This is a genomic window from Frigoribacterium sp. CFBP 13712 (assembly GCF_014842255.1).
Lineage (GTDB): Bacteria > Actinomycetota > Actinomycetes > Actinomycetales > Microbacteriaceae > Frigoribacterium.
The window spans coordinates 104,036-113,886 of record NZ_JACYVH010000003.1; the positions used below are offsets into that span (position 1 = coordinate 104,036).

The following is a 9,851-nucleotide window of genomic DNA, read 5'->3' on the forward strand; positions in this document are numbered from 1 at the left end:
CGGTTCCCGTGGCACCATCCCTCGTGTTTCGTCGAGTACTCGACCCGACCCGGTGTCCTCTCACGAGGTCCTGGTCGGAACGGCGCTTCCTGCGCCCGAGCATCCTCGGCCGTCAGCTTTCACACGATCAGAGAGAAGAACCGTGTCGACCAAGTCACGTACCCGTAGCAAGACCCGTCTGTCGCGTGCCCTCGGCATCGCGCTGACCCCGAAGGCCGCCCGCTACCTCGAGAAGCGTCCTTACGCTCCCGGTGAGCACGGCCGCACCAAGCGCAAGACCGACAGCGACTACGCCGTCCGTCTGCGTGAGAAGCAGCGTCTGCGTGCCCAGTACGGCATCCGCGAGGCGCAGCTGAAGATCGTCTTCAACGAGGCCCGCAAGTCCGCCGGTCTGACCGGTGAGAACCTGGTCGAGCTGCTCGAGACGCGTCTCGACGCGCTCATCGTGCGTTCGGGCTTCGCCCGCACCACGGCTCAGGCTCGCCAGATGGTCGTGCACCGTCACATCCTCGTCGACGGCAAGCTCGTCGACCGTCCCTCGTTCCGCGTCAAGCCGGGTCAGATGATCCACGTCGCGCCGAAGAGCGAGAAGATGGAGCCCTTCCAGGTCGCAGCCGCCGGCGGTCACGTCGACGTCCTGCCCAAGGTCCCGGGTTACCTCGAGGTCGAGATCGACAAGCTGCAGGCCCGCCTCGTGCGTCGCCCGAAGCGCGTCGAGGTCCCCGTGACCTGCGAGGTCCAGCTGGTCGTCGAGTACTACGCCGCCCGCTGACACCCGTCACGACAGCACCCTGAGGGAGCGCGCCACGAACCGTGGCGCGCTCCCTTCGTCGTCGGCGGTCTCCTCCTGCGCGACGGGTAAGCTCGTGTGTCGTCCCGTGCGTCGTCCGCACGACCGTCGTGAGGAGTCCCCGTGAAGAGCCTGTTCCTGCTGACCATCGGCGTCGTCGCCGGCTTCACTCTGGCGCATCTGTACAACAAGACGCCTCGCGGCAGCCGACTGTTCGGCGAGCTCGACGGCAGCCTCACGAATTTCCGCGCAGCACTCGTCGACGGCTACCGCGCCCGCGACGCCGAGCTGCGCTCCGACGGCGAGAGCTGATCCACCCACTCGACCCGCGCCTCCTCGACGCCCCCGACACACCGATCACCCCACACCGGAGAACCATGCAGACCGCCGAGATCCGCCGCCGTTGGCTCGACTACTTCGGAGACCGGGGCCACACCGTCGTCCCCTCCGCATCCCTCGTCAGCGACGACCCGAGCCTGCTGTTCACCGTGGCGGGCATGGTCCCCTTCATCCCGTATCTCACGGGTCTCGTGCCGACGCCGTACCCCCGGGCCACGAGCGTCCAGAAGTGCATCCGCACCAATGACATCGAAGAGGTCGGCAAGACGCCGCGTCACGGCACGTTCTTCCAGATGAACGGCAACTTCTCCTTCGGCGACTACTTCAAGGAGGACGCCATCGGCTACGCCTGGGAGCTCCTCACCTCGAGCGAGGCCGACGGCGGACTGGCCTTCGACCCGGCCGACCTGTGGGTCACCGTGTACGAGGAGGACGACGAGGCCATCGCCCTCTGGAAGAAGATCGCCGGTCTGCCCGACGAGAAGATCCAGCGCCTCGGCAAAGACACGAACTACTGGCACACGGGTCAGCCCGGGCCGGCGGGCCCCTGCTCGGAGATCTTCTTCGACCGCGGCCCGGCCTACGGCGCCGACGGCGGTCCCGCCACCGACGACGACCGTTACGTCGAGATCTGGAACCTCGTGTTCATGCAGTACCAGATCGAGAACGTCCGCTCGAAGGTCGACTTCGACATCGTGCGCGAACTGCCGAACAAGAACATCGACACCGGGATGGGTCTCGAACGGGTCGCGTTCCTCAAGCAGGGCGTCGACAACATGTACGAGATCGACCAGGTCCGCCCGGTGCTCGACAAGGCCGCCGAGCTGTCGGGCCGTCGCTACGGCGCCGTCCTCGAAGACGACGTCCGCATGAGGGTCATCGCCGACCACGTCCGCAGCTCGTTGATGCTGATGTCCGACGGAGTCCGACCGTCGAACGAGGGGCGGGGCTACATCCTCCGCCGTCTCCTTCGTCGCACCGTCCGCTCGATGCGGCTCCTGGGCGTCGAGGGCGCGACCTTCCCCCAGCTGTTCCCCGAATCCCGTGACGCGATGAAGTCGGCGTACCCCGAGGTGGAGAGCGACTTCGGCCGCATCTCGCGCCTCGCCTACGCCGAAGAGGAGACCTTCCTCCGCACCCTCGCCGCCGGTACGGCGATCCTCGACGACGCGGTCGTAGACACCCGCGCGGCCAGCTCCGAGAAGACCCCGCGCCTCGCCGGCGACACGGCGTTCCTGCTGCACGACACGTTCGGGTTCCCGATCGACCTGACCCTCGAGATCGCCGAGGAGAACGGCCTGACGGTCGACCGTGCGGCCTTCGATTCGCTCATGTCCGAGCAGCGGGCACGGGCCAAGGCGGATGCGAAGTCCCGCAAGGTGGCTCTGGCCGACCTCAGCGTCTACAGCGCCTTCCGGGCCGGCGGCGAGACCGTCTTCACGGGCTACGACATGCTCGACACGCCGACGCGCGTGCTGGGGCTCATCGTCGACGGGGCCTCCGTCGACCGGGCCGTCGCAGGCGACATCGCCGAGGTCATCCTCGCAGAGACCTCCCTCTACGCCGAGTCCGGTGGACAGGAGGCCGACGCCGGGACGATCGTGGGTGCGGGCTTCGACCTCGAGGTGCTCGACGTGCAGAAGCCGGTCAAGGGTCTGATCAGCCACCGCGTGCAGGTCCGCTCGGGCGAGGTCGGCGTCGGCGATGCGGCCACCAGCGTCGTCGACCCGGTCTACCGGCGAGGAGCCACCCAGGCCCACTCCGCCACGCACCTCATCCACGCGGCGCTCCGCGAGGTCCTTGGGCCGGAGGCGCACCAGGCCGGTTCGTACAACAAGGCCGGTTACATGCGCCTCGACTTCAACTGGAACCAGGCCCTGAGCCCGGCGACGCGCAGCGAGATCGAGGAGGTGGCGAACGGCGCCATCCGCGACGACCTGCAGGTCGTCACCCGCGAGCTCCCGCTCGACGAGGCGCGATCGCTCGGAGCGATGGCGCTGTTCGGCGAGAAGTACGGCGAGACGGTCCGCATGGTCGACATCGGCGGGCCCTGGTCGCGCGAGCTCTGCGCCGGTACCCACGTTGCCTCCAGCGCCCAGGTGGGTCTGATCAACCTCGTCAGCGAGACCTCCGTCGGCTCCACGAACCGCCGGGTCGAGTCGCTGGTCGGTCTCGACGCGTTCCGTGAATTCGCCGCGGAGCGGGCCATCGTGTCCCAGCTCACCTCCTCGCTCCGGGCGCCGCGGGAGCAGCTCGCCGACCGCGTCGGCGACCTGGTCTCCAGTCTCAAGTCGGCCGAGAAGCGCATCGCCGAGTTCGAGCGCGCTCAGCTGGCGACGAAGATCCCGGCCCTGGCGGAGTCCGCGACCGACGTCGGCGACTTCACGGTCGTGGCCGACTCCGTCGGCTCGCTCCGGTCGACCGACGAACTGCGCTCTCTCGTGACGTCGGTCCGAGAGCGTCTCGGGTCGCAGTCGAGCTCCGTCGTGGCCCTCGCCGCCGATGTGGCCGGCAAGCCCGCGGTCATCGTCGCCACCAGCGAGCCGGCTCGCCGATCGGGAGCCAAGGCGGGCGTGCTCGCCAAGGGCGCCGCGACCGTCCTCGGCGGAGGCGGCGGCGGCAAGGACGACCTCGCCCAGGGGGGCGGCTCCGACGTGTCGGCGATCCCTCGGGCGCTGTCGGGCATCGTCGACGCGCTCCGCGGCTGAGCGGCCGACGTGCGTCACGGAGTCCGACTGGGCGTCGATGTGGGCAAGGCCCGCATCGGCGTCGCACGGACCGATCCGCACGGGATGATCGCGACGCCCGTCGAGACGGTGCCCCGCGCCTCCTCGGGCACGGCGGACGTCGAGGCGATCATGAAGCACGCGGCGGAGCTCGACGCGGTGGAGATCGTGGTCGGACTGCCGTTGTCGCTCGCCGGGCGCGACACCGCGTCGACCGCCGATGCTCGGCTCTTCGCCGGAGCCCTCGCCGCAGCGTCCGATCTGCCGGTCCGTCTCGTCGACGAGCGTCTCTCGACCGTCAGTGCACAGAGCGCACTTCGTTCCTCCGGGCGCAAGGGGCGGACACAACGATCCGTGATCGATCAAGTCGCCGCTGTTATCATCGTCCAGCATGCGCTCGATCTCGAGCGATCGAGCGGGAGACCGCCCGGTCAGCTCGTCGACGCCCCCGGCTCCGATGAGGGCGCCGGGACCGAACCCGACACCGACGAAGGACGTTGACTCGTGGCCGACGACCCCCGATGGGACGACATCTTCACGTCGCAGCCCACTCCCGCCGATCCCCCCCGACGAGACGGGGCCGAGCGGCCGACCGACGGCTCCCCATCCGGTGACGACCACGATCGGCCGGCGACGCCCAGCTCACCGCCCGCTCCGGGCTCGCGGCGGGCGCAGCGCGAGCAGGAGCGCCAGGCCTCGGCCGCCGAGGCCTCACCCGCGGGCGATGCCGGCGGGTCCGCGGCAGCCGACGAGTCGATCGAGTCGGCGCAGGCGTCCGAGCCACGTCGTCCCGCCGAACAGTCGCGTCGCGAGCGGACGCCCCGCGAGCGCACGCCCCGGGATCGTCGCGGCTCCGAGCCGCGAGAGCGCGGTCGGCATCGCGGCACGATCATCCTCGTCTCGATCCTCGTCATCGTCCTCGCCGGCGGCACGGCGGGTGTGTTCGCGGCTTGGAACGCCATCTCTCCGATCGTCGCGCGCATTACCGGCGACGACGCGCCCGCCGACTACACGGGCGCCGGCAACGGCGAGGAGGTCGACTTCGCGATCGTGGACGGCCAGGTCGGCTCCGACATCGCCGCCTCCCTCGCCGACAGCGGGGTCACGAAGAGCTACGAGGCCGCCTACTCGATCCTGCTGGCCGACACGACGGTGACCTTCCAGCCCGGCACCTACTCGCTGCAGAAGGAGATGAGCGCGCAGGCCGCCATCGACGCCCTCCAGGACGACGCCAACCGGATCGTCAACCGCCTGGTGATCCCCGAGGGCACCGCGGCGGTGGACATCTACAGCCTGCTGTCCGAGGCGACCGAGATCCCGCTCGACCAGGTGACGGCAGCGGCCGGCGACGTGGCGTCGTTCGGTCTGCCCGCCGGTGTGACCTCGCTCGAGGGGTATCTGTTCCCGGCGACCTACGATCTGGATCCCGCGCTCGACGCTCACGGCTACCTGCAGCTGATGGTCGACACCCAGGTGGCGCGATTGACGGCTCTGGGCGTTCAGCCCGCCGATTACCAGCGTGTCATCACACTCGCCTCCATCGTGCAGCGGGAGGCGGGGCTCGCCGCCGACTACCCCAAGGTCTCACGGGTGTTCCTCAACCGCCTCGACGACGGCATGCTGCTGCAGTCCGACGCGACGGTCGCCTACGGCACCGGCAACACGCATCTCGTCACCACCACCGACGAAGAGCGCGGCGACGCCTCGAACCTCTACAACACCTACGTGCACGAGGGGCTGCCGGTCGGCCCGATCTCGAACCCGGGCGATCTGGCCCTCGACGCGGCGGTCAAGCCCGCCGACGGCCCCTGGCGCTACTTCGTCACGGTCAATCTCGACTCGGGCGAGACGACGTTCTCGACCACGTTCGCCGAGCACGAGGTCGCCGTCGCGCAGTGGCAGGCGTGGATGCGCGAGCACCCCGAGTACCAGTAGCGGCACGACGTGTCTCGGAGCGCCCCCGGTCGACGGACCGGGGGCGCTCTCGTGCTGTGGGAGGATTGCTCCCATGCTTCGTTGGTTGACCGCAGGGGAATCTCACGGCCCCGAGCTCATCGCCGTCCTCGAGGGCCTCCCCGCGGGGGTGCCCGTCTCGTCGAGCGCGATCAAGGCCGATCTGGCCCGTCGACGTCTCGGCTACGGCCGCGGCTCGCGCATGAAGTTCGAACAGGACGAGCTGCACATCTCCGGCGGCGTCCGTCACGGCCTCACGATGGGCGGCCCGGTGGCGTTGCGCGTCGGCAACACCGAGTGGCCCAAGTGGGTCGAGGTGATGAACCCCGAGCCGGTCGAGATCGGTGACGCGTCGCGCGGGCGCAGTGCGCCTCTGACGCGGCCGCGTCCCGGTCACGCCGACCTCGTCGGCATGCAGAAGTACGACTTCGACGAGGCCCGACCGATCCTCGAGCGCGCCAGCGCCCGCGAGACGGCCGCGCGAGTGGCCCTCGGCGCCGTCGCCCGCTCGTTCCTGTCCGAACTCGGCATCGAACTCGTCAGCCACACCCTCTCGATCGGGCCGGTCCGCGTGCCCGACGGCTCACCGCTGCCGCTGCCGTCCGACCTCGACCGTCTCGACGACGACCCCCTGCGCTGCTTCGACGAGGCGACCAGCGCGGCCATGGTCGACGAGGTCGAGTCCGCCAAGCGCGACGGCGACACCCTCGGCGGCGTCGTCGAGGTGCTCGCCTACGGCGTCCCTCCTGGTCTCGGCTCGCACGTCCACTGGGACCGCCGTCTCGACTCCCAGCTCGCCGCCGCCCTGATGGGCATCCAGGCCATCAAGGGAGTCGAGGTGGGCGACGGCTTCGAGACCACCAGGAGGCGCGGGTCGGTCGCGCACGACGAGCTGCACCGCTCCGGCGGAGTCATCTCGCGAGACACCGACCGTGCAGGCGGCACCGAGGGCGGCATGAGCACGGGAACGGTGCTCCGGGTCCGCGCCGGCATGAAGCCCATCGCGACCGTGCCGCGTGCTCTCGCCACGATCGACGTGACGAGCGGCGAGGAGTCCAAGGCGCACCACCAGCGCTCCGACGTCTGCGCGGTCCCCGCGGCAGGCGTGGTGGCCGAGTCGATGGTCGCGCTCGTGCTCGCCAACTCGGTGCTCGAGAAGTTCGGCGGCGACTCGCTGGGCGAGACCGCCCGCAACCTCCGGGGCTACCTCGACGCCATCCCCGAGAACCTCCGCACCGGGTCCGCCCCCGAGCAGCCCGAGTCCGCCGGCCTGTGAGGCGCCGTCCTGTCGTGCTGATCGGCCCGATGGGTGCGGGCAAGACGAGCATCGGCAAGAAGCTCGCCCGCCGACTCGGCGCCGGGTTCGCCGACAGCGACCGGGTCGTCGTGCAGCGTCACGGTGCCATCGCCGACATCTTCGACGCCGAGGGCGAGTCCGCCTTCAGAGCGAAGGAGCGCGAGGTCGTCTCCGAGCTGCTGGCGTCCGACGGGGTCGTGTCGCTCGGCGGGGGAGCCGTCCTCGACCTGTCGACCCGCGCCTCCCTGGCGGACCTCCCGGTCGTGATGCTCTCCGTGAGCGAGTCCGCGGTCGAGTCCCGCCTGTCGGGAAGCCACCGTCCACTGCTCAGCCGAGGGGGCATGGACGCCTGGCGCCTCATCGCGGCCGAGCGCGAGCCCTTGTACCGCGACCTCGCGTCCGTGGTCGTCGACACGTCCCATCGCCCGGTCTCGAGGGTCGTCGACGACATCGTGACCTGGCTCGACCCCGAAAGAGGAAACCCGTGACCGATCCGCAGCCCACCACCACCATCCGGGTCGGCGGCGACGCGCCGTACGACGTGCTCGTCGGGCGGGGCCTCGTGGCCGGTCTGCCCGGGCTCCTCCCGCCGCAGGCGAAGAAGGTGCTGATCGTGCACGCGCCGACCCTCGGTCGGAAGGCCAACGAGGTCCGCGAGACGCTGGTCGAGGCGGGCTACGAGGCGCTCATCGCCGAGGTGCCCGATGCTGAAGACGCGAAGCGCGTCGAGGTGGCCGCCTTCTGCTGGCAGGTGCTCGGCCAGGCGGACTTCACCCGGACGGACGTCGTCCTCGGGCTCGGCGGCGGCGCGATCACCGATCTCGCCGGCTTCGTCGCCGCGACCTGGCTGCGCGGCGTCGCTCTCGTCCAGGTGCCGACGAGCGTGCTGGGGATGGTCGACGCGAGCGTCGGCGGCAAGACGGGCATCAACACGGCGGAGGGGAAGAACCTCGTCGGCGCGTTCCACCCGCCGATCGCCGTCCTGGCGGACCTCGACATGCTCGACACCCTGTCGAAGAACGAGATCCTCGCCGGTTTCGCCGAGATCGTGAAGGCGGGGTTCATCGCCGAACCCGAGATCCTCGACATCGTCGAGGCCGACGTCGACCGCGCGACCGACCCGACGACGCCGGAGTTCCGGCGGGTGGTCGAGCTGTCGATCGCCCTCAAGGCGCGGGTCGTCGGAGAGGACCTCACCGAGCAGGGTCTCCGCGAGATCCTGAACTACGGTCACACCCTGGGGCATGCGGTCGAGCACGCCGAGCGCTACCAGTGGCGTCACGGCGCCGCCGTCTCGGTCGGCATGGTCTTCGCCGCCGAGCTCGCCCGATTGACCGGCCGGCTGTCCGACGACGCCGTCGACCGTCACCGCCGCATCCTCGAGTCCCTGACCCTGCCCGTGAGCTACCCGCTGGGTCGCTGGAACACCCTCCTCGCGACGATGCAGCGCGACAAGAAGGCCCGTGCGGGCATGCTCCGATTCATCGTCCTCGACGGGATCGGCAAGCCGACGGTCATCCAGGGCCCCGATCAGAGCCTCCTCTTCGCGGCCTACCAGGAGATCGGGTCCTGACCCGGGCGGGGTTCCGCTCCGAGTCCGCGCTCGACGGGTCCGCTACACTCGTCGATGGCCTCATCCGGCCGACACCCACCGACTCCGAACGGACCCCGCGCGCATGGCGACTACAAACGACATCAAGAACGGTGCCGTCCTCAACCTCGACGGCCAGCTCTGGAACGTGATCGAGTTCCAGCACGTCAAGCCGGGCAAGGGTGGCGCGTTCGTCCGCACGAAGATGAAGAACGTCATGTCGGGCAAGGTCGTCGACAAGACGTTCAACGCCGGCACGAAGATCGACTTCGCCAACGTCGACCGTCGCGAGTTCACCTACCTCTACGCCGAGGCCGACGGCTACGTGTTCATGGACACCAGCGACTACGACCAGATCAACGTCCCCGCGACGGTGGTCGGCGACGCGAAGAACTTCATGCTCGAGAACCAGAACGTGCAGATGGCCCTCCACGACGGCACGCCGCTCTACATCGAGCTGCCCGCGTCGGTCATCCTCGAGGTCACGTACACCGAGCCGGGTCTGCAGGGCGACCGCTCCACGGGCGGCACCAAGTCGGCGACGGTCGAGACCGGCTACGAGATCCAGGTCCCGCTGTTCCTCGAGAACGGCACCAAGGTCAAGGTCGACACCCGCGACGGCAGCTACCTCGGCCGCGTCAGCTAGTCCGGGTCGTCCACAGCAGTGAGTGCCCGCACCAAGGCGCGCAAGCGCGCCCTCGACGTCCTGTACGTCGCCGACATCCGCGAGATCAGCATGACCGACGCCCTCGTCATGGAGACCACCCGGGCCATGGGTCAACCCGAGCGCAGTTCGAGCTGGGGTTACGCCCGCGAGATCGTCCAGGGGGTCATCGACCACCGCTCGGAGATCGACGAGCTCATCGAGACGTACTCGCAGGGCTGGTCCCTCAACCGGATGCCCACGCTCGACCGGGCCATCCTCCGCATCGGCATCTGGGAGCTCGGTCACAACGACGAGATCCCCGACCACGTCGCCATCAGCGAGGCCGTCGAGCTGGCTCAGTCGCTCAGCACCGACGACTCCGCCGTCTTCGTCAACGGTCTGCTCGGTCGCATCGCCGCCAGCAGCTAGGCTGGTCCGAACCGAGGGGCCGTAGGGCGACCGCACGGTTGCCGGGCCTCTCCGCAGCTCCACGATCCCGACATCCGACA

At 69.6% G+C, this 9,851-nt stretch carries 10 protein-coding genes; all 10 read left to right on the forward strand.

Going from position 1 to position 9,851, the window contains the following annotated elements; all coding sequences use genetic code 11:
- The first annotated feature begins 142 nt into the window (after positions 1-142).
- The 10 genes from rpsD (at position 143) to nusB (ending at position 9,771) form a co-directional block, all read left to right on the forward strand.
- On the forward strand, positions 143-772 hold the full coding sequence (gene rpsD / locus IFT51_RS06675; RefSeq protein ID WP_192060305.1) for a 30S ribosomal protein S4: 630 nt from the start codon (positions 143-145) through the stop codon (positions 770-772).
- A gap of 141 nt (positions 773-913) precedes the next feature.
- A complete protein-coding gene (locus IFT51_RS06680) occupies positions 914-1,102 on the forward strand; it encodes a hypothetical protein (RefSeq protein WP_192060306.1) in 189 nt (62 codons plus the stop codon).
- Between the two features lie 65 nt (positions 1,103-1,167).
- Positions 1,168-3,837, forward strand: a complete 2,670-nt coding sequence (alaS, locus tag IFT51_RS06685) for an alanine--tRNA ligase (RefSeq protein ID WP_192060307.1) — start codon at positions 1,168-1,170, stop codon at positions 3,835-3,837.
- Positions 3,838-3,846: 9 nt separating this feature from the next.
- Positions 3,847-4,356 (forward strand): Holliday junction resolvase RuvX, encoded by a 510-nt coding sequence (gene ruvX, locus IFT51_RS06690; RefSeq protein WP_192060308.1) that lies wholly within the window; start codon positions 3,847-3,849, stop codon positions 4,354-4,356.
- A 3-nt stretch (positions 4,357-4,359) separates the two neighbouring features.
- The gene (mltG, locus tag IFT51_RS15545; RefSeq protein ID WP_192060309.1) at positions 4,360-5,790 is read left to right on the forward strand and encodes an endolytic transglycosylase MltG; all 1,431 of its coding nucleotides are present in this window, start codon (positions 4,360-4,362) and stop codon (positions 5,788-5,790) included.
- A 73-nt stretch (positions 5,791-5,863) separates the two neighbouring features.
- On the forward strand, positions 5,864-7,084 hold the full coding sequence (gene aroC, locus IFT51_RS06700; RefSeq protein ID WP_192060310.1) for a chorismate synthase: 1,221 nt from the start codon (positions 5,864-5,866) through the stop codon (positions 7,082-7,084).
- Positions 7,081-7,593 carry a shikimate kinase gene (locus IFT51_RS06705; RefSeq protein ID WP_320477173.1) on the forward strand — a complete coding sequence of 171 codons (513 nt, stop codon included), beginning with the start codon at positions 7,081-7,083 and terminating at the stop codon, positions 7,591-7,593. The genes aroC and IFT51_RS06705 overlap by 4 nt, the downstream gene beginning before the upstream one ends.
- Positions 7,590-8,678 (forward strand): 3-dehydroquinate synthase, encoded by a 1,089-nt coding sequence (gene aroB / locus IFT51_RS06710; protein ID WP_192060311.1) that lies wholly within the window; start codon positions 7,590-7,592, stop codon positions 8,676-8,678. Before IFT51_RS06705 ends, aroB begins: the two co-directional genes overlap by 4 nt.
- Positions 8,679-8,781: 103 nt before the next feature.
- Positions 8,782-9,342 carry an elongation factor P gene (efp, locus tag IFT51_RS06715; RefSeq protein WP_055797347.1) on the forward strand — a complete coding sequence of 187 codons (561 nt, stop codon included), beginning with the start codon at positions 8,782-8,784 and terminating at the stop codon, positions 9,340-9,342.
- Positions 9,343-9,360: 18 nt separating this feature from the next.
- On the forward strand, positions 9,361-9,771 hold the full coding sequence (nusB, locus tag IFT51_RS06720; RefSeq protein WP_192060312.1) for a transcription antitermination factor NusB: 411 nt from the start codon (positions 9,361-9,363) through the stop codon (positions 9,769-9,771).
- Positions 9,772-9,851: the final 80 nt, after the last annotated feature.

Coding starts and splice junctions, on each gene's coding strand:
- alaS (WP_192060307.1), top strand. CDS start 1,168: ATGCAGACCGCCGAGATCCGCCGCCGTTGGCTCGACTACTTCGGAGAC.
- aroC (WP_192060310.1), top strand. CDS start 5,864: ATGCTTCGTTGGTTGACCGCAGGGGAATCTCACGGCCCCGAGCTCATC.
- efp (WP_055797347.1), top strand. CDS start 8,782: ATGGCGACTACAAACGACATCAAGAACGGTGCCGTCCTCAACCTCGAC.